General features: G+C 72.0%; 14 protein-coding genes. 6 read left to right on the top strand and 8 right to left on the bottom strand.

Features of this window, described 5'->3' with window-relative positions; all coding sequences use genetic code 11:
* The 8 genes from Ade02nite_RS42935 to Ade02nite_RS42900 form a co-directional block, all read right to left on the bottom strand.
* A partial coding sequence (locus Ade02nite_RS42935) for an acetate/propionate family kinase (RefSeq protein WP_203776738.1) occupies positions 1 to 1112 on the bottom strand: 1112 nt, incomplete at its 3' end.
* Between the two features lie 73 nt (positions 1113 to 1185).
* A complete protein-coding gene (pta, locus tag Ade02nite_RS42930; protein ID WP_203776736.1) occupies positions 1186 to 3417 on the bottom strand; it encodes a phosphate acetyltransferase in 2232 nt (743 codons plus the stop codon).
* A gap of 82 nt (positions 3418 to 3499) precedes the next feature.
* Positions 3500 to 4189, bottom strand: a complete 690-nt coding sequence (locus Ade02nite_RS42925) for an AAA family ATPase (protein WP_203776734.1) — start codon at positions 4187 to 4189, stop codon at positions 3500 to 3502.
* Positions 4190 to 4205: 16 nt separating this feature from the next.
* The gene (locus Ade02nite_RS42920) at positions 4206 to 4385 is read right to left on the bottom strand and encodes a DUF6104 family protein (RefSeq protein WP_203776732.1); all 180 of its coding nucleotides are present in this window, start codon (positions 4383 to 4385) and stop codon (positions 4206 to 4208) included.
* 61 nt (positions 4386 to 4446) lie between these two features.
* Positions 4447 to 8172 carry a multifunctional oxoglutarate decarboxylase/oxoglutarate dehydrogenase thiamine pyrophosphate-binding subunit/dihydrolipoyllysine-residue succinyltransferase subunit gene (locus Ade02nite_RS42915; protein WP_203776747.1) on the bottom strand — a complete coding sequence of 1242 codons (3726 nt, stop codon included), beginning with the start codon at positions 8170 to 8172 and terminating at the stop codon, positions 4447 to 4449.
* 135 nt (positions 8173 to 8307) lie between these two features.
* Entirely contained in the window at positions 8308 to 9132 is an 825-nt protein-coding gene (locus tag Ade02nite_RS42910; RefSeq protein ID WP_203776730.1) for an ABC transporter permease subunit, read from the bottom strand.
* Positions 9129 to 10040 (bottom strand): ABC transporter ATP-binding protein, encoded by a 912-nt coding sequence (locus tag Ade02nite_RS42905; protein WP_203776728.1) that lies wholly within the window; start codon positions 10038 to 10040, stop codon positions 9129 to 9131. Before Ade02nite_RS42905 ends, Ade02nite_RS42910 begins: the two co-directional genes overlap by 4 nt.
* Before the next feature lie 34 nt (positions 10041 to 10074).
* Positions 10075 to 10734 (bottom strand): hypothetical protein, encoded by a 660-nt coding sequence (locus tag Ade02nite_RS42900; RefSeq protein WP_203776726.1) that lies wholly within the window; start codon positions 10732 to 10734, stop codon positions 10075 to 10077.
* Between the two features lie 94 nt (positions 10735 to 10828).
* Between Ade02nite_RS42900 and Ade02nite_RS42895 the strand changes: the two genes are divergently transcribed.
* The 6 genes from Ade02nite_RS42895 to Ade02nite_RS42870 all read left to right on the top strand — a co-directional run bounded on the left by Ade02nite_RS42895 (position 10829) and on the right by Ade02nite_RS42870 (position 19757).
* Entirely contained in the window at positions 10829 to 11590 is a 762-nt protein-coding gene (locus tag Ade02nite_RS42895; RefSeq protein WP_203776724.1) for a GNAT family N-acetyltransferase, read from the top strand.
* Positions 11587 to 12354, top strand: a complete 768-nt coding sequence (locus tag Ade02nite_RS42890; RefSeq protein WP_203776722.1) for a lysophospholipid acyltransferase family protein — start codon at positions 11587 to 11589, stop codon at positions 12352 to 12354. The genes Ade02nite_RS42895 and Ade02nite_RS42890 overlap by 4 nt, the downstream gene beginning before the upstream one ends.
* A 67-nt stretch (positions 12355 to 12421) precedes the next feature.
* A complete protein-coding gene (locus Ade02nite_RS42885) occupies positions 12422 to 13135 on the top strand; it encodes a response regulator transcription factor (protein ID WP_203776721.1) in 714 nt (237 codons plus the stop codon).
* 8 nt (positions 13136 to 13143) lie between these two features.
* Positions 13144 to 14730: a sensor histidine kinase gene (locus tag Ade02nite_RS42880; RefSeq protein ID WP_203776719.1), complete on the top strand. Its 1587-nt coding sequence runs from the start codon at positions 13144 to 13146 to the stop codon at positions 14728 to 14730.
* 39 nt (positions 14731 to 14769) lie between these two features.
* The gene (locus tag Ade02nite_RS42875; RefSeq protein WP_203776716.1) at positions 14770 to 16392 is read left to right on the top strand and encodes a trypsin-like peptidase domain-containing protein; all 1623 of its coding nucleotides are present in this window, start codon (positions 14770 to 14772) and stop codon (positions 16390 to 16392) included.
* A gap of 206 nt (positions 16393 to 16598) precedes the next feature.
* Positions 16599 to 19757: a cyclic nucleotide-binding protein gene (locus Ade02nite_RS42870; RefSeq protein WP_203776714.1), complete on the top strand. Its 3159-nt coding sequence runs from the start codon at positions 16599 to 16601 to the stop codon at positions 19755 to 19757.
* Positions 19758 to 19800: the final 43 nt, after the last annotated feature.

Raw genomic sequence — 19800 nt, 5'->3', positions numbered from 1 at the left:
CGGGGCAGGGACAGCGCCGTGCGGGACTGGTCGGCGATCTCCAGTTCTTCGTCAGTGGGGACCACGCAGACCGGGATGCGGGTGCCGTCGGGGGAGATGACTCTGTCGTTGGCCTCGTTGCGGGATGGGTCCACGGCTATGCCGAGGGGCTCCAGGCCCGACAGGGCGGCGGCGCGGACGGGGGCTGAGTTTTCGCCCACGCCGGCGGTGAAGGTGATGGCGTCCACGCGGCCGAGGACGGCCATGTAGGCGCCGACGTATTCGCGGATGCGGCGGCAGTAGACGTCGAACGCCAGGGTGGCGGCCTCGTCGCCCTGTGCGCGGCGCTTGATGACGGCGCGCAGGTCGTTCTCGCCGGTGAGGCCGAGCAGGCCGGCGTGGCGGGTCAGGGAGTTTTCGATCTCTTCGATGGGCAGGCCGGCGACGCGGTGGAGCTGGAAGACGACCGTCGGGTCGATGTCGCCGCTGCGGGTGCCCATGACGAGGCCGCCCTGCGGGGACATGCCCATCGACGTGGCGACGCTCTGGCCGCCGCGGACGGCGCAGGCGCTCGCGCCGTTGCCGAGGTGCAGGGTGATCACGTTGGTGTCGCCGGGCGAGCGGCCGAGCAGGGCGGCGGTCTGGCGGGCCACGTAGGCATGTGAGGTGCCGTGGAAGCCGTACCGCCGGATCTGCCACCGCTCGGCGAGCGATGCGTCGATCGCCCAGGTGACGCCCTCAGGCGGGATCGTGGCGTGGAAGGCCGTGTCGAAGACGGCCACCTGGGGCACGTCGGGCAGCAGCTTGCGGGCCACCTCGATGCCGGTCAGGGCGGCCGGATTGTGCAGTGGCGCGAGCGGCACCAGCGACTCGATGCGGGCGACCACCTCGTCGTCGATGACGGTGGGTGCACTGAACTCCGGCCCGCCGTGCACCACCCGGTGACCGACGGCGGCGAGCCCCGCCAGGTCGACCGCATCCATGATCTGTTGCAGCGCCGCCCGATGGTCGGCCGTGTCGCCGCCGGGCTCGCCGATCCGCTCGATGAGGCCCTTGGCCACGGTGGAGGAGCCGTCGAAGAGCCGGTATTTCACCGACGAGGAACCGGAGTTGAGCACCAGCACCCGGGTCATGAGGTCACCGCCGCGACGTCGAATCTGATCATGCAGGAGAGGAAGTCGATCATGTGGGAGCGGGGTGAGTGCTTCATCGGGCCGCTGCCTGGATGGCCGTGATGGCCACCGTGTTGACGATGTCCTTGACGGTGGCTCCGCGGGACAGGTCGTTGACCGGGCGGCGCAGGCCCTGCATGACGGGGCCGACGGCTACGGCGCCGGCGGAGCGCTGGACGGCCTTGTATGTGTTGTTGCCGGTGTTGAGGTCGGGGAAGATGAAGACCGTTGCCTTGCCCGCCACCGCGCTGTCGGGGAGCTTCGTGGCCGCCACGGCGGGGTCGATGGCGGCGTCGTACTGGATGGGGCCCTCGACGGGGAGCTCGGGGGAGCGTTCACGCACCAGGGCCGTGGCCGCGGCGACCTTTTCGACGTCGGCGCCGGCGCCGGAGCTGCCGGTCGAGTAGGACAGCATCGCCACGCGGGGCTCGATGCCGAAGGCCGCCGCCGTGCGGGCCGAGGAGAGGGCGATGTCGGCCAGCTGGGCGGCGTCGGGGTCGGGGTTGACCGCGCAGTCGCCGTAGACCAGCACACGGTCGGCGAGCAGCATGAAGAAGACGCTGGACGCCACCGAGACGTCCGGCACCGTCTTGATGATCTCGAAGGCGGGGCGGATCGTGGCGGCCGTCGTGTGGTTGGCGCCGGAGACCATGCCGTCCGCGAGCCCGGCCCGGACCATCAGGGTGCCGAAGTAGTTGACGTCGCGCACCACGTCGTACGCCAGGTCGAGCGTGACGGCCTTGTGCTTGCGCAGCTCGGCGTAGGTCGCGGCGAAGTCGTCGCGCCACTCGCTGGTCTCGGGGTCGACCAGCCGGGCGCCGCCGATCTCGAGGCCCAGCTCGCGAGCGCGCCGGGTGATCTCGGCCGGGTCGCCGAGCAGCGTGAGGTCGGCGACGCCGCGCCGCAGCAGCGTCTCGGTGGCCCGCAGGATGCGCTCTTCGGTGCCCTCGGGGAGCACCAGGTGGCGCCGCTCGGCGCGGGCGCGGTCGATCAGATCGTTCTCGAACATGAGCGGGGTGACCCGGGCGGAACGGGCCACGTCGAGCAGGCGGGTCAGCTCGGCGGTGTCGACGCCGCTCTCGAAGGCGCCCAGCGCTGCCTCGACCTTGCGCGGCGTATCCGTGCCGAGGCTGGCCTCGATGCGGCCGGCGGCGGAGATCGTGTGGTAGCTGTCGGAGTCGACCACCAGCATGGCGAGGCCCGTGTTGAGCCGCTCGATGACCCGCACGGCCCGCTCGTCGGGGCGCTCGCCGAGGGTGAGGACCAGGCCGGAGAGCGTGACGTTGCCCGCCGCGTGCGCGGCGCTGGCGGCCACCAGCAGGTCGGCCCGGTCGCCGGGGGTGATCAGCAGCGCCCCGTCGGTGAGGTGGTCGAGCAGCGCCGGCACGTGGGCGGCGCCCACCACGTAGTCGAGGACGTCGCGGTCGAGCGCGCTGGCCGAGCCGGAGACGACGGTCGCGTTCAGCGCCTCGGCCACCTCGGCCACCGTGGGCGCGGCCACGGCCGCGACCTCGGGGATGAGCCACATCGGCACCGGCAGCCCGGCGTCGAAAGGCAGCCCCGCAGAGCCGCCACCAGCGAAGGAGGGCGAGGCGGGCGAGGGCGAGGCGGGAGTGGGCGCCGGCAAAGAGGTGGAGGCGGCACGCGAGGGCGAGGCCGGCGCCGGGGAGGCGGAGGCGGACGAGGGGGAGGAGGAGGCCGCCGGGAGGGCGCCCGCCGGCACGCGGTTGGCTATCACGGCGAGGACGGTGGCGTCGAGGTCGGTGAGGGAGTGGTAGGCGCTGCGGGCGGCGGCGACCAGGGACTCCACACCGCGGCCGGCGCCGCTGATCACCGGGATCACGACGCTGCCGAACTCGGTGGCCAGGCGGGCGTTGAAGCCGAGCTCGCGCGGGATCTCGTCGCGCTCCTTGGCGGCGCTCGCGCCGGCGGCGAAGTCGCTGCCGATCACCACGACGGAGCCGGCCTCGCGCTCGACCTGGCGGTAGCGCTCGACGATGCGGGAGATCAGCTCCTCCCACTTGCCGTCGGCGACCAGCGCGCTCGCCTCGGCGGTGGTCACGCCGTAGGACTCGGCGTAGGGCGCCACCACCGGATAGCGCATGGTCAGCAGGGTGAGCAGCGGATCGTCCTCGGCGTCGGCGACCAGCGGCCGGAACACGCCGATCCGCGCGACCTGCCGGGAGAGCAACTCGACCAATCCGAGCGCGACGGTGCCCTTGCCGGTGCTCGGCCCCAGACCCGTCACATAGACGCTTCGTGCCACGAGCCCAACCTACCGGCCGGGTTGACGGGCCGCCGGGCCGAAAGTCCTAACTGTGGATGACGACCGACCTTGTGGATAACTGTCACAAACGGCGGAGGTACGCGGTCGGGGAGGCGAGGAAGCCCCGCCAGTCCGCCACGATCTCCAGGTCCTCCCACGCGACCTTGCGGATCCCGGACGCGTCGAGGGACAGGATCGTGGCCCCGGGCAGGGCCGTCAGCAGCGGCGAGTGCGTCGCGATCACCACCTGCGCTCCTGTGGCCCGCAGCTCGTCGAGCTTCGCGAGCAGCCCCAGGGTCGACGTGAACGACAGCGGCGCCTCGGGCTCGTCCATCAGGTAGAAGCCGTAGCCCCGGAACTTGCGGGAGAGCAGCTCGAGGAATCCCTCGCCGTGACTTTGATCATGGAGGCCGCGGTCGGGGTTCTCGCCGGGGAGGCTCTCAAGATACGTGTACAGCCCGTGGGTGGTCTCGGCCCTCAAGAAGTACGAGTTGACGCGCCGGCCCGGGGTGCGAATCACGCGCAACGCGCCGGCGAGCGGTGACTCCGTGGCTCGCGTGGAGTGCATCGCCCCGCGCGAGCCGCCCTCCGGGTTGAGCCCGGTCGCCATCGCCAGCGCCTCGATCAGCGTCGACTTGCCCGACCCGTTCTCGCCGACCAGGAACGTCACCCCGGCCGGGATGTTCAGCCCATGATCGAGCAGGGCGCGGACCGCCGGGATCCGTGCCCACCACTGCTGACGGTCGATCTCGGCGTCGGCGGAGAGCTCCACCCGCCGGATCGGGCGGCTATTCGTCCTCGTCCTCGTCGTCGCGGGCCAGCCACGTGGCGAGGCGCTCGATCGGGGTCTCGAACTCCGGGTTGAGGTCGACGAAGGTGCGCAGTTGCTCGCCGAGCCACTCCAGCGTGACGGTCTCCTCGCCACGCCGTTCGACCAGCTCCTCGATGCCGCGATCGGTGAAGTACATGCCCGGATAGTAAGAGGGGGCGCCCCGCCGAAGCGGAGCGCCCCCCGTCGAATCCGCGGAACTACGGCCGGGGCAGAGAGGCCTCGATCAGCGCCGTCTGCTCGGCGTCGTGCAGCTTGGCCGAGCCGACCGCCGGCGCGGCGGCGGCGGGGCGGGAGATGCGCCGCAGCCGGACCCCCTCGAGGTGCTCGAGCAGGTTGAGCGCGACGAACGACCAGGCACCCTGGTTGGCCGGCTCCTCCTGGACCCAGGCGAAGTCCTCCGCGTTGGGGAACTGCGCCAGGATCGCCTTGAGCTCGTTGACCGGCAGCGGGTAGATCTGCTCCATCCGGATGATCGCGGTGTCGGTGACGCCGCGCTCGGCCCGGGCCTGGAACAGGTCGTAGTAGACCTTGCCGGAGCAGAGCAGCACCCGCTTGACCGCACCGGCGTCGAGCGGCGTGCCGTTGACGCCGGCGTCGCCGATGACCGGCTGGAACGTGCCCTGGGTGAACTCGGCGACCGAGGACACCGCGAGCTTGTGCCGCAGCAGCGACTTCGGCGAGAAGACCACCAGCGGCTTGCGCTTGGTGGACAGCGCCTGGCGGCGCAGCAGGTGGAAGTAGTTGGCCGGGGTGGTCGGGTTGGCCACCCGCATGTTGTCCTGCGCGCAGAGCTGGAGGAACCGCTCGGGGCGGCCGGACGAGTGGTCGGGGCCCTGTCCCTCCTGGCCGTGCGGGAGCAGCAGCACCAGCGACGACTGCTGGCCCCACTTCACCTCGCCGGAGGAGACGAACTCGTCGACGATCGACTGGGCGCCGTTGGCGAAGTCGCCGAACTGCGCCTCCCAGAGGACCAGCGCCTCCGGGTTCTCCACCGAGTAGCCGTATTCGAAGCCCATCGCCGCGTATTCGCTGAGCAGCGAGTCGTGGACGAAGAAGCGGGCCGTGCCGGTGGTGAGCGCCGACAGCGGCAGGAAGTCCTTGCCGGTCTTGGAGTCGACGATCGACGCGTGCCGGGAGACGAACGTGCCCCGGCGCGAGTCCTGGCCGGCGAGCCGGACCGTGACGCCCTGGCTGAGCAGCGAGCCGAACGCGACGAGCTCGCCGAAGCCCCAGTCGATGCCGCCCTCGGTGGCCATCTTGGCGCGGCGCTCGAGGAGCTGCTGGACGCGCTTGTGCGGGGTGAAGCCCTCGGGCAGCTCGATGTGCGCCTGGCCGACCGCGCGCACGACGGACGCGTCGACAGCGGTCTCGACCTCGGGCTCGGGCTCCTCGGAGATCACCCGGGGCCGCGGCGGGGTGCCGGCGGCGTCGCGGGTGGCCTTGAAGACCTGCTCCAGCTGGGACTGGTAGTCGCGCAGCTGTTCCTGGGCGTCGTCGACGGTGATGTCGCCGCGGCCGATCAGCTCCTCGGTGTAGAGCTTGCGGACCGAGCGCTTGGTGTCGATGATCTCGTACATGCGCGGGTTGGTCATCGACGGGTCGTCGCCCTCGTTGTGACCGCGGCGCCGGTAGCAGACCAGGTCGATCACGACGTCCTTGTTGAACGCCTGGCGGTACTCGAAGGCGAGCTTCGCGACCCGCACGACGGCCTCGGGGTCGTCGCCGTTCACGTGGAAGATCGGCGCCTGGATCATGCGGGCGACGTCGGTCGAGTAGAGCGAGGAGCGGCTGTACTCGGGGGCGGTGGTGAAGCCGACCTGGTTGTTGACGACCACGTGCACCGTGCCGCCGGTGCGGTAGCCGCGCAGCTGGGAGAGGTTGAGCGTCTCGGCGACCACGCCCTGGCCGGCGAACGCGGCATCGCCGTGCACCAGCACCGGGAGGACCGTGTAGCCGTGCAGGCCGAGGTCGAGCCGGTCCTGCTTGGCGCGGACGATGCCCTCGAGCACCGGGTCGACGGCCTCCAGGTGGGAGGGGTTGGCGACCACGCTGACGGTCGTCGAGTGCTCGCCGTCCGGCGTCGTGTACTTGCCGGTCTGGCCGAGGTGGTACTTGACGTCACCGGAGCCGTGCGCCGACTTCGGGTCCATCTGACCCTCGAACTCGTTGAAGATCTTTTCGTACGGCTTGCCGACGATGTTGGCGAGCACGTTGAGCCGGCCGCGGTGGGCCATGCCGATGACCATCTCGTCGAGCCCGGCCTCGGCCGACGACTCGAGCACGGCGTCGAGCAGCGGGATCAGCGACTCGCCGCCCTCGAGCGAGAACCGCTTCTGGCCCACGTACTTGGTCTGGAGGAAGGTCTCGAAGGCCTCGGCGGCGTTGAGCCGGTTGAGGATGTGCTTCTGCTCGTCCGCGTCGGGCTTCGTGTACTTGATCTCGATGCGGTCCTGGATCCAGCGCCGCTCCTCGGGGCCCTGGATGTGCATGTACTCGATGCCGACCCGGCGGCAGTACGTGTCGCGCAGGACGCCGAGCACGTCGCGCAGCTTCATCCGCTGCTTGCCGGCGAAGCCGCCGACCGGGAACGTGCGGTCGAGGTCCCACAGGGTGAGGCCGTGCTGGAGCACGTCGAGGTCGGGGTGGCGGCGGATGGCGAACTCGAGCGGGTCGGTGTCGGCCATCAGGTGGCCGCGCACGCGGTAGGCGTGGATGAGCTCGACGACCCGCGCGGCCTTGTCGATCTGGCCCTCGGACGTCTTGGCGACGTCGCGGACCCAGCGGACCGGCTCGTACGGGATGCGCAGCGACGTGAAGATCTCGTCGTAGAAGGCGTGGTCGCCGAGCAGGAACTCGTGCATCGCCTTGAGGAACTCGCCGGACTGCGCGCCCTGGATGACCCGGTGGTCGTAGGTGCTGGTCAGCGTGGTGACCTTGCTGACGCCCAGGTCGGTGAGGGTCTCGTCGCTCATGCCGGAGTAGGGCGCGGGGTACTCCATGGCGCCGACGCCGATGATCGCGCTCTGGCCGGTCATGAGGCGCGGGATGGAGTGGACCGTGCCGATGCCGCCCGGGTTGGTGAGCGAGATCGTGGTGCCCGCGTAGTCGTCCATGGTCAGCTCGTTGCGGCGGGCGCGCCGGACCACGTCCTCGTACGCCTGCCAGAACTTGCGGAAGTCCATCGTCTCGCAGTTCTTGATGGACGGCACGACCAGCGTGCGGGAGCCGTCCTTCTTGGCGAGGTCGATGGCGATGCCGAGGTTGATGTGCTCGGGCTGCACGAGGGCGGGCTTGCCGTCGACCTCGGCGAACGAGTTGTTCATCTCGGGGTGCTTCATGACCGCGCGGACCAGCGCCCAGCCGATCAGGTGGGTGAAGCTGACCTTGCCACCCCGCCCGCGGGCGAGGTGGTTGTTGATGACGATGCGGTTGTCGACCATGAGCTTGGCCGGGACGGTGCGCACCGATGTGGCGGTCGGCACGTCCAGCGAGGCCGCCATGTTCTGTACGATCTTGGCAGCGACACCGCGCAGCGTGGTGGTCTTGGTGCCCTCGGAGACCTTGCCGTTCGCCTCGGCGGGCGTCGGCTTCGGCGCCGGCTTGGGAGCCGGCTTCGGCGCGGGCTTCTCCTGCGCCGGCGCAGAGGCGGGAACAGTCGGCTTGACAGGAGCCACGGTGGTCGCGGCCGGCGCGTCCGTGCCGGCGCGCTTGGCGCTCGCGGTGGCGTTCGCCGCGGTCGCCTCGTCGGGCGTCACGATCGAACCCGTGGCCATCGCCGGCTTGTAGTCGGCGAAGAAGTCGTGCCAGGCGGGGTCGACGCTGGTGGGGTCGGCCAGGTATCGCTGGTACATCTCGTCGACGATCCACTCGTTGGGACCGAAGTCCGCGAGTGGGTTCTCATGCGAAGTCTGCTGGGTCGACACTTCCGTGTTCGCCTCTTTCACCATGTTTGTCAGCACGCGACTGTTTTCGTCACATGGGACGGGAAGGATTCGGCATCCAGGCTACGCCGTCCCGTCGGGCGAACTGTTCCCACGTCGGGGGAAGATTAGCTTGCGTCAGCTGATGTCGCGGCGCTTGGTGATCAATGTGCCGAGCACGCCGGTCACCGCCGCGTAGCCGATCAGCACGGCGGCGCCGACCCACCGCGGAGGGTTACCGGGCAGCTCGGTGCCCGAGATCATGAGCTGCGACGCGGTGGTCGGCACGATGACCTGAAGCTTGTTGAACCACTCCGCCACCCACTCGCTGAGCAGGAAGAAGATGAGGCCGATCGCCTGCGTGCCGACCACGTAGGTGATGGCCAGGACCAGGGTCGCGGCGATCTGGCTGCGGATCAGCACGCCCACGCCGACGCCGAGGATCGCCCAGAGCCCGAACGCCAGCGCGTTGAGCCCGATGGCCCGCCAGACCGCTGCCGTGCCGAGCTGGGCCGGCACGTCGAGCTGGTTCATGATCAGCGGGACCACGATCAGGTTGAGCACCGTGGTGATCAGCCAGACGAGCAGGCCGATGACGACGGCCGCGCCGAACTTCGCCAGAATCACCGATTCGCGTCGCGGCGTGGTCAGGAACGTGGTGGTCGCCGTCAGGTGGAAGAACTCGCTCGTCACGATGATCGCGCCGAGCAGCACCACGATCAGCACGCCGAAGAACTGGCCGCTGGTGTAGAGCGTGGTGGCCACGTTCACCGGCTCCAGCGCCGCCTCGATCTGCGCCGACTGGGTGTCGGAGAGGCCCTCGTCGGGCTGGCCCGCCGCGAACTGCGCCCAGTTGACCAGCACGCTGGCGGCGTAGAGCGGGACGAGGACGATGCCGAGGACCCACCAGATCGAGGTGGTACGGACCTTGAACAGCTCGGCGTTGACCAGGCTGAGACTCATCGGATGCCCGCCTTTCCGGCCGTGAGCTGAAGGAAGACCTGTTCGAGGTCGCCGCGCTCGGTGGCGAGCTCGTGCAGCTCGACCGAGGCGGCGAAGGCGGCGTGCCCGATGGCGGCCGCCTCCGCGCCGACGACCATCAGCGACCCGTCGGTCTGCTCGGTCGCTGTCGCGTTCAGCTCCGACAGGGCGGCCTTGAGCTCGGCCGGCTGCGGGGTGCGCACCCGCACGTGCGCGCCGGTGCCCATCGTGCCCAGCACGTCGTCGACCGGGCCCTGGCGGATCAGCTTGCCGGCGGCCACGATGACGACGTCGTCGGCGAGCAGCTGCATCTCGCCCAGCAGGTGGCTGGAGACCAGCACGGTGCGCCCCTCGGCGGCGAGCGCCTTGAGCAGGTCGCGCATCCAGCGGATGCCCTCGGGGTCGAGACCGTTGGCCGGCTCGTCGAGGATCAGCACCCGCGGGTCGCCGAGCAGCGCCGCGGCGATGCCGAGCCGCTGGCGCATGCCCAGCGAGTAGCCCTTGAACTTGCGGTTGGCCGCGGGGGTGAGCCCGACGATCGTCAGCACCTCGTCGGCCCGGCTGTCCGGCAGGCCGGCCGCGCGGCAGATCATCCGCAGGTGGTTGCGGCCGGTGCGGCCGCGGTGCGCGCTCGACGCCTCGAGCACCGCGCCCACGTGCTTGATCGGGTCGGCCAGCTCTGCGTACCTGGTGCCGCCGAACGTGGCCTGGCCGGCGGTGGGCGTGACGAGACCGAGCAGCATGCGCAGCGTGGTGGTCTTGCCCGCGCCGTTGGGGCCGAGGAACCCGGTCACCCGGCCGGCGCGCACGCTGAACGAGAGGTCGTCCACCGCGCGCAGGCGCTTGTACTGCTTCGTGAGGTGCTCGACGACGATCTCGTCGGTGCTCATCGAAGGTCCTTTCCCCCTGGGAGAGGTCAAAATACTAGGTCGTCGCTATCCATGTGGCCCGTGCCGCGCCGAGCACCGATCCGTCCGGTGCGTGAACGGTGGAGTTGACGAGCGCCTTGCGGCCGCTGAACTCGACGGCCTCACCCATGATCACGCAGGTCATGCCCGGTTCCGGCAGCCTGGCGACGTCGGCCGCGATGCGCCCCAGCACATAGGTGCGGCCGGTCCGCAGTGCTGTCCAGCCACCGGGACAATCCAGCGCCGCCCACACCGTCGGCAGGCCGATCTCCTGCTCGGGCACGGACCAGGGCGCTGCCGTACGCCCGTCCGGCAGCGGCCCGGGGAAGATGCGCAGCCCGTCCGGGCGCTCGGTGCCGCAGACGTAACAGGTCGGGAAGGGATGGGCGGTGAACCCGGCGTACGACCGCGCGGCCTCCTCGGCCTCCGCGAGCGCGACCGGCGCCACGACCGGCAGCGGCCCGCCGGCCTCGGCCACCGTGGCGACCACCGTCTCGCCGTCGAGCACCGAGCCGTCCTCGAACCGCATCTCCGTCTCGAGCGGCGGCGGCACCCGCAGCGTCACCTCGAGCAGCGGCCCGCCCACCCGCGCGCCGGCCGCGACCGCGAAGGCACCGGCCGACCAACCGCCGTTCCCGGTGCCCGGCGGCCCGTTGAACCTCTGAGAAATACGCATGTGCGGAAGGCTCGCACAAGCCGTTCATTTCTCGGCCATGAATCGCCACCTGCGGCGACATTCCATCGGCAGGTATCACCCTTACACAAGTCACATGGCCGTATTACTGACAGCCGCCGCCCCCACCGGGACCAGCGGCTACACCCTGCTGATCGCCGACGATGCCGAGCAGGTCGCCGCCGCGCAGCGGCTGCGACGGGAGGTGTTCGCCGGCGAGCTCGGCGCCCGCCTCCCCGATTCGCCCGACGGGCGCGACGTCGACGAGTTCGACGAGTACTGCGACCACCTGATCGTTCGCGACGACGCGACCGGCGCGGTGGTCGGCACCTATCGGATGCTGCCCCCGAAGGCCGCCGAACGGGCCGGGCGCCGCTACGGCGACGGCGAGTTCGACATGGCCGGCCTGCGCCCGCTGCGCGATCAACTGGTCGAGACGGGCCGCTCGTGCGTGCACCCCGACCACCGCAGCGGCGCGGTCGTCAACCTGATGTGGGCCGGCATCGCCCGCTACCTGCACCTCAACAACCTGCGCTGGCTCGGCGGCTGCGCCTCGGTGCCGCTCGACGACGGTGGCGCCACGGCGGCCGGCGTCTGGGCGCGCGTGCAGGCCAAGCACCTCTCCCCGCCGGCGCTGCGGGTGACGCCGCGCCGTGACTGGCTGACCATGACCGACCTCACCGGTGACCCGAAGGTGCAGCCGCCCGCGCTGCTCAAGGGCTACCTGCGGATCGGCAGTTGGGTGTGTGGCCGGCCCGCGTACGACCCGGACTTCGGTTGCGCCGACTTCTACGTGCTGTTCTCCATGGACCGGCTGGACCCGCGGTACCGCCGGCACTTCCTCGGAGCCGCCCGATGATCGCCCTGTGGCAGCCGGTGTCCGGGTGCACCGCGCTGTGCCGTGACGGGCTCGACCGGCGGGCGCTCCCCGGCACTCCGGTCCTGCGCATGCTGGCGCTCGCCGGCGTACTCCTGGGTGGCCTGGTGATCGTGCCCCTGCTGCGGGGACTCGCCCTGCGGGCCCTGGCCCGCACCATGCTCGCGGTCCTGCGCGTCAAGGTGGTGCGGCAGGGGCCGGCCGTGCGGCCCGGCAGCCTGCTGGTCGCCAACCACGTCTCCTGGCTGGACATCCTGGTGCTGATGGCGTTCGCGCCGGTGCGCCTGGTGGCCAAGGGCGAGGTGGGCGCGTGGCCGGGGATCGGCGCGCTGGCCGGCCTCTCCGGCGCGATCTTCATCGACCGCTCCCGGCCCCGGGCACTGCCCGGCACGGTGGCCGAGGTCGCCGCGGCGCTGCGGTCCGGCCGGACCGTCGCGGCCTTCCCCGAGGGGACCACCTACTGCGGCGCCAACCAGGGCACGTTCCGGCCCGCGCTCTTCCAGGCGGCGATCGACGCGGGCGCGCCCGTGGTGCCGGCCTCGATCGTCTACGACTCCACGGCGGCGGCCTTCATCGGCGACGACACCCTCTGGGATTCGGTACGCCGGGTGGCCGCGCTACGGTCGCTGACGGTCACCCTCGTGACCGCCCCCGCCCTGCGGCCCGCCGACGGCGCCGGCCGCAAGGCGCTCGCCCGCGCCGCGCAGTCCTCGCTCCGCGTGACCGGATACCGCCTGGCGGCCTAAGCGGCCTCTCAGAAAACTTTCAGCCGCCGTGCAGGCCAGTCGCAGCGGACTGATAAACAATGGCGGCATGGCCGCTCAGACCCAGCCCAAGCAGGCCGAGGCAAAACTGCTCGTCGTCGAGGACGACGCGAACATCCTCGAACTGCTCTCCGCCAGCCTTCGATTCGCCGGCTTCGACGTGAGCACCGCGACGAGCGGCAGCGCGGCGGTCAGCGCGGCGAAGAACTCCACCCCTGACCTCGTCGTGCTCGACGTGATGCTGCCCGACCTCGACGGCTTCGAGGTCATCCGGCTCATGCGCGAGGGCGGCCAGCGCACCCCCGTGGTCTTCCTGACCGCCCGGGACGGCACGGACGACAAGATCCGCGGCCTCACCCTGGGCGGCGACGACTACGTCACCAAGCCGTTCAGCCTCGAGGAGCTCACCGCCCGCATCCGGGCGGTGCTGCGCCGCACCACCCAGGGCGACGAGGAGCCGTCGCGCCTGGTCTTCGCCGACCTCGAGCTCGACGAGGAGACCCACGAGGTCTACCGCGCGGGTCAGCGCGTGCAGCTCTCGCCCACCGAGTTCAAGCTGCTGCGCTACCTCATGCTCAACGCCAACCGGGTGCTGTCCAAGGCGCAGATCCTCGACCACGTGTGGAAGTACGACTTCCGCGGTGACGACAACATCGTCGAGTCGTACATCTCCTACCTGCGGCGCAAGGTCGACAACGTGCAGCCGCGGCTGATCCACACCCTGCGCGGCGTCGGGTACGTGTTGCGCAAACCCGCCGTCTGAGCCGCGCCGTGACCCTCACCGAGCGGGTACGCACCACGCTCCCGCTGCAGGGAAAGCTGCGCACGGTCCCGCTGCGGGTCAAGCTCGTGGCCTCCGTGCTCACCCTGGTCTTCGCCGCCCTCGTGGCGATCAGCGCGGCGAGCACTTACGCCCTGCACAACTACCTGCTGACCCGGGTGGACTCGACCCTCAGCGTCTATGCGGGCACCATCGCCGGGCTGCGGCAGAGCGCCGAGATTCCCCTGCCGTCCGACTTCTATGTGTCGGTGAGCTCGGTCAGCGGCGTGCGCGGCGGCAACGGCAAGCCGTGGTACGGCGACAAGTCGCTCACCGTCCAGGACCTTCCGCCGCTGGTCAAGGGCCTCGACGCGATCAACGCCGTGCTTGGCGAGCCGTACACGGTGAAGTCGCCCAGCGGCAAGGTGGCGTGGCGCGCCCTGGTCGTGGTCGACAACAGTGGCGCGGTCCTCCAGGTCGCCGAGAAGCTGTCGGTGATCGAGCAGGCGGTCAGCCAGCTGCTCTGGGTCGACCTGCTGGTCGGCGTCGGCGTGCTGATCGCGCTCGCCTCGGTCGGCGCGGCCCTCGTACGGCAGAGCCTGATCCCGCTCCACCAGATCGAGCGCACCGCGGCGGCGATCGGCGCCGGCGACCTCACCCAGCGTGTGCCCGATCCCGAGGGCCACGGCGGGCCACCCACGACCGAGCTCGGCCGGCTCTCCCGGGCGCTCAACGCCATGCTCGCCCAGATCGAGGCCGCCTTCACCGCCCGCGCCGAGTCCGAGGCGGCGGCCCTCGCCGCCGAGGCCGCGGCGAAGGAGGCGGCCGAGGCCGCCCAGCACTCCGAGGCCCGGGCCGTGCGCTCCGAGGGCAAGATGCGGCAGTTCGTCGCGGACGCCTCCCACGAGCTGCGTACCCCGTTGACCACCATCCGCGGTTTCGCCGAGCTCTACCGCCAGGGCGCCGTGACCGACCCCGAGGACGTGGCCAAGCTGGTCCGCCGCATCGAGGACGAGGCCGCCCGGATGGGCCTGCTCGTCGAGGACCTGCTGCTGCTGGCGCGCCTCGACCGGGAGCGCCCGCTCAACCTGGCCCCGGTGGAGCTGCCGGTGCTGGCGCTCGACGCGGTGGAGGCCGCACAGGCCACGGCGCCCGAGCGCGCCATCGAGCTCGAGATCCGGGACAGCCCGGAGAGCCTCGTCGTGAACGGCGACGACGCCCGCCTGCGCCAGGTGATCGGTAATCTGATGACGAACGCCCTGGTGCACACGCCGGCCGACGCGACGGTGACCCTGCGGGTCTACGCGCAGCCGGGCGGCCGGGCGGTGTTCGAGGTGGCCGACACCGGGCCGGGGCTGTCCGACGAGCAAAAATCTCACATCTTCGAGCGGTTCTACCGGGTCGACGAGGCCCGCACCCGCAACACCCAGCGGGCGGCGACCGGCACGGGACTCGGTCTGGCCATCGTCGCGGCGATCGTCAGGTCACACCAAGGAACCGTCGAGGTGATCTCGGAACCGGGGCAGGGGGCGACCTTCCGGGTCAGTTTGCCCACCCTAAATCCGGATAAAGCCTTCACAGAAAACATCCAGGGCTAACACAGGTCGGTACGAGCGCGACGGGGCAAGGTTGACGGCATGAACGAGAACGAGACCGACCCGCGACCCGCGGACGCCTCCTCTGAGAGCAGCAGCCCGGAGCGGGGACAGTCTGAGGAGCCGACAGCCGCGCAGCCCGTCGTGCCTCCGGCCGCGCCGCAGACCCCGCAGTGGGGCCCGCCCGCGGCGGCTCCGCACTCGGGCGTGCCGGCTTCCGCCGCTCCCCAGTCCGGCGCGCCTCAGTCGGGCGTTCCCCAGCCCGGCGTTCCCGCGCCTCAGTCCGGCGCTCCCCAGTGGCAGCAGCCGTCCCCGTGGCAGCAGCACGCCGGTTACCAGCATCCCGGCTACCAGCAGCCCTACGGCCACCAGGCCCACCAGCCCCAGTCGCCCTACGCCCAGCAGTCCGCCTATGCGGGCACCCCGGGCGCCTGGGCGCCCGCCGGCAGCGCCACCCAGACGCAGCCCCAGATCGGCGCCGCCGAGGGCCAGGCCTGGAGCGAGGGCCAGACCTGGGCGTCGGACGGCCAGCCCGCCTGGGCCGCCCCCGTCGACCAGCAGCAGCCGCCGCGGGGCAACGGCCGCGGCCGCAAGATCCTCGTCGCCGGCGCGGCGGCTGTCCTGATCGCGCTCGGCGCCGGTGGCGTCGGCGCCGCGACCGCGCTGGCCTTCGACGACGACAGCTCGTCGCCCGCGGTGCAGACCGGCAACTCGTCGGTCACCCGCGTGGTCGACCGCTCGTCGCTCGCCCAGATCGCCTCCGCCGTGCAGGACAGCGTCGTCTCGATCACCACCGACAGCGGTGAGGGCTCGGGCGTCGTGCTGACCAAGGACGGCTACATCGTCACCAACAACCACGTGGTCGCCACCGCCCAGGGCAGCTCGGTCACCGTGATCTTCGCCGACGGCAAGAAGGCGTCCGCCTCGATCGTCGGCACCGACGAGCGCACCGACCTGGCCGTGGTCAAGGTCAGCGGCCTGTCCGACCTCAAGCCCGCCACCTTCGGCAGCAGCGCCCAGATGCAGGTCGGCGACACGGTGCTCGCCATCGGCAGCCCGCTCGGCCTGGAGGGCTCGGTCACCGCCGGCATCCTCAGCGCCAAGGACCGCACCATCCAGTCCAGCAGCGAGGAGGAGCAGCCGCAGCAGCAGAGCCCGTTCGGCGGCGGCCAGCAGCAGTCCGGCGCCAGCACCACGATGTCCGGCCTGCTCCAGACCGACGCGCCGATCAACCCGGGCAACTCCGGCGGCGCCCTGGTCAACACCAACGGCGAGGTCATCGGCATCAACTCGGCGATCGCCACCCAGGGCAGCAGCAGCGGCAACATCGGCCTGGGCTTCGCCATCCCGAGCGACAAGGCCAAGCAGGTCGCCGACGACCTGATGGCCGGCAAGAAGGTCAGCCACCCGGCGCTCGGCGTGAGCGTGGCCGACGCCGAGAACGGCGGCGCCCTGGTCAGCCAGGTCACCGCGGGCAGCGCGGCCGCGAAGGCCGGCCTCCAGCAGGGCGACGTCATCACCGCCGCCGACGGCAAGACCATCGGCGACTCCGACGACCTGGTCGCCGCGGTCCAGGGTGGCTCGGTCGGCCAGCAGATGAAGCTCGACTACACCCGCGACGGCGCCAAGAAGCAGGTCACGGTCACCCTGGCCGAGGCCAAGTAGGAAGAGCTTTCCCTCCCGCTGCGGCGGGCGGTGCGGCAAGGGGGTTGCCGCGCCGCCCGCCGTACGTTTGTCCGGCGTCATTCTCCGATTCCGGAGAAATCGCCATCTTCCACCTCGGGGGACTCGCCTTCGAAGCATCGACGGCCTAATCTGCGATTCGCCATCGCCCATGGGCGACACCGCGGCAGTGAGAGGCGCGCCCTTCCGTGACGTCGTACGTCGATAGCCCGTCCAATGTCTGGGAGGCCGTGGCCCAGCGCGCCCCCGGCGAGCCCGGCGATCCCGGTCTCTGGGGCGCCGTCGTCGAGCGGCTCAACCCCGCGCGCGCCCGCCCGGTGCTGCGCGCCGGCGTCGAGGCTGTGCAGCTCGCCGACGCGCGCGGCGGCGCCTACATCCTGCTGCGCTCGCCCGAGGAGGGCGTCCGCGCCGGCTACCTCCGGATCACCGCCGAGGAGTGGCAGCTCGCCCTGCTCATGGACGGCGAGCACACCGTCACCCGGCTGGTCGCCGAGTTCGCCCGGATAGCCGGCCGCCTCGCCCCCGACCAGGTCCGCCGCGTCGTCGCCGACCTCGCCGCCCACCGCATGCTCGACGAGCTGCCGATGGACGCCTTCCGCCCGCTCGAGGAGATCGGCCGCCGGCCGCTGCCCTCGCCCGCCGCACGGCCCCGCACGTTCACCTTCGCGGCCGACGGCCTGGTCACGACGCTCTACCGGGCCGGTGGCCGGTTCCTCTTCGGCAAGGGGGCCGGCATCGTGACCGCCGTCCTCGCCGTGCTCGGCCTCCTGCTCTTCGCCGCCACCTGGGCGCGTGGCAGCCGGTCGCTCTTGCTGGCCGCCGACTCGTACGTGCTCGGCGTCCTCGGCCTGCTGCTGCTCACCGTGGTGGTGGCCGGCACCCGCGAGTTCGCGCGGGCCATGGCCGTCAAGACCACCGGGCGCGAGGTGCCCGTGGCGGGGCTGCGCCTCGCGTACGGCATGCCGTTGTTCTTCGCCGACACCAGCGACGCCTGGATGGCCGGTCGCCGCGCCCGCCTGCTGGTGGCCTCGGCCGGCTCGGCCGGCACGCTGCTGCTCGCCGCCGTGGCCCAGCTCGCGGGGTTGGCCGTTCCGCCGCTCGCCGGGCTCGCGTTCAAGCTCGCCTTCCTCTGCTATCTGAGCCTGTTCTTCCAGCTCAGCCCCCTGCTGTGGCGTGACGGGCAGCAGCTGCTCACCGACTGGACCGAGATCCCGCAGCTGCGCGACCGGGCGCTGGCGTGGCTGGGCGGACGGCTGCGTGGCCGGTCCCCGGGGTGGAAGACGCTCGACCGTGAGGGCCGCCTGATCGCGCTCTACGCGTACCTCGCGGTCGCGTGGATCGTGCTCGCGCTCGTGCTGGCGTACCGGATCTGGATCGATCGGGTCTCGGGCGCCGCCACCGGGCTGTGGCATTCGGGGCCGTTCGGCGCGCTGCTGCTCCTGATGATCGTGCTCGGCGTCGCCGGGCCGATCGTCCTCCTCGTCGCCGGCAAGGCCGCCCGCTGGCTCGCCGGCTCCCGGCTGCGCCGCGCCGAGAACGACCGCGAGGCGGACAGCCCGCGCCGGCTGGCCGCGCTGCGCGCCTCCGAGCTCGGCGGCCTGCCCGAGCCCGCGCTGCAGAGCCTGGCCGCCCGGGCCCGCTGGACGCACCCGCCGAAGGGACGCCAGATCGTCCGCTCCGGCGGCTCGCAGCAGGCCGTCCTCGTGGTGGTCGAGGGCGCCCTCGAGGCCCGCCGGCCCGGCGACCCGCCCGGCACGATCCGCCACCACGTCGGCCCCGGCGCGGTCGTCGGCCTGGTAAACGCGCTGACCGGACGATCGACGCAGCTCGACTGGCACACCGCCGGCACCACGCTGCTGTCGGTGCCGACCGCGACCGTGGCCACCGTCGTCGGCCCGCTGCCCGGCCCGCCGCCGCAGGACCGGGCCGAGGCCGAGGCGCTGTTCGCCGAGACGCCCGCGCTCGCCGGCCTCGCCGTCGACCAGCGGCTCGCCCTGATCGCCTCGGCGCACCCGGTCGACCTCGACCCGGGCGCGCCGGTGGTCCTGTCCGGGCCCACCCACGCGGTGGTCGTCGAGTCCGGCGTGATCGCCCTGCCGGACGATGTCGAGCTGCGCCGCGGCACGCTGGTCGGCCCGGTCGGCGAGGGCAGCCCCGGCATGGTGGCGCAGGCCCGCACGCCGGTGCGGCTCTGGGTGATCCCGGACGCCGCCGACCTGCCGCCGCTGGTGGGCGCGACCCACCGCCCGGGCTCGGAGATGCCGGTGGTCGCCGTGCGCGGCTTCCTCGGCTCCGGCGGCCGCGACGCCTACCCGCCCCTGGCGGTGCCGCCGGGGCCGCCGGAATACGCCGACGTCCCCGACAACCCCGAGGTGGACGGGCGTTTCGAGCGCGGGCTGCGCTGGGCGGCCGTGCTGGTGCTGACCGCCGCGCTCTTCGTCGCCGGGCTCAACTTCAAGGCCGGGCCGGCCTGGGCCGAGATGCCCTCCGACCGGCTGCTGCTCACCGTCGAGAGCGGCCCGGTGACGGCGACCTTCGACGGCGAGGCCGCCGGCCTCGCGGCGGGCGCGTCCCGCCACGTCGACCAGGGCGAGGTGCTCGACGTGCCGGCCGGCGCCTCGGCCACGCTGACCTTCCCGGGCGGTGCGTCCGCCCGGATCTGCGCCGGCAGCAAGGTCGGCGTGGGCGGTCTGCACGTCGACGGCGGCCGGCACCGCGCGCCGGTGGCCATGCTGTCGCTCCAGAGCGGCCGGCTGCTCGCCGCCACCGGCAGCACCAGCGGGGCGTTCCAGCCGCTCGCGCTCACCGTCGACCGCGCCGGCGGCCGGGTCGTCAACAACGGCCCGGCGTGGTTCTCGGTCGAGACCGCGGCGCTCACGGTCTCGACGGGCAAGGTGCAGTCCGACGGTACGGCCGCGGCCGCGACCGGCGCCCAGCTGGCCTGCGGTGACGGCGCCCCGGTGGCCCCGCCCGAGGAGAGCACCCCGGAGCCGAGCGACTCGTCGCCCACGGAGGAGTCCACCTCCGTGGCGCCGTCGATCGCGCCGAGCACATCCGCCTCGCCGAGCGCTACTGTAGTGGAACCGTCACAGACCGCTGACGTTCCCGCCGATCCGACCGAGCCCGAGACTCCGGGCGACGAGCCGACGCAGACGGCCACCACCACGCGGCCCCCGACGACGCAGCCGCCGACCACTCCGCAGTTGCCCCGGCCCACGACGACCCGGGCGCCGACCACGCCGCCCACCACGCCGACGACGCCACCCACCACGCCGACCACCGCGCCGACCACGCCGGAGCCGCCCGAGGAGACGGAGAGCCCTGGCCAGTCCACGTCGGCCGGCTGAGCGACGGGTCACCCGTGGGGGCGTACGTCCCCCTCAGGAGGCT

It is taken from the genome of Paractinoplanes deccanensis (genome assembly GCF_016862115.1).
Lineage (GTDB): Bacteria > Actinomycetota > Actinomycetes > Mycobacteriales > Micromonosporaceae > Actinoplanes > Actinoplanes deccanensis.
This window is presented reverse-complemented; position numbering and strand designations above follow the sequence as displayed.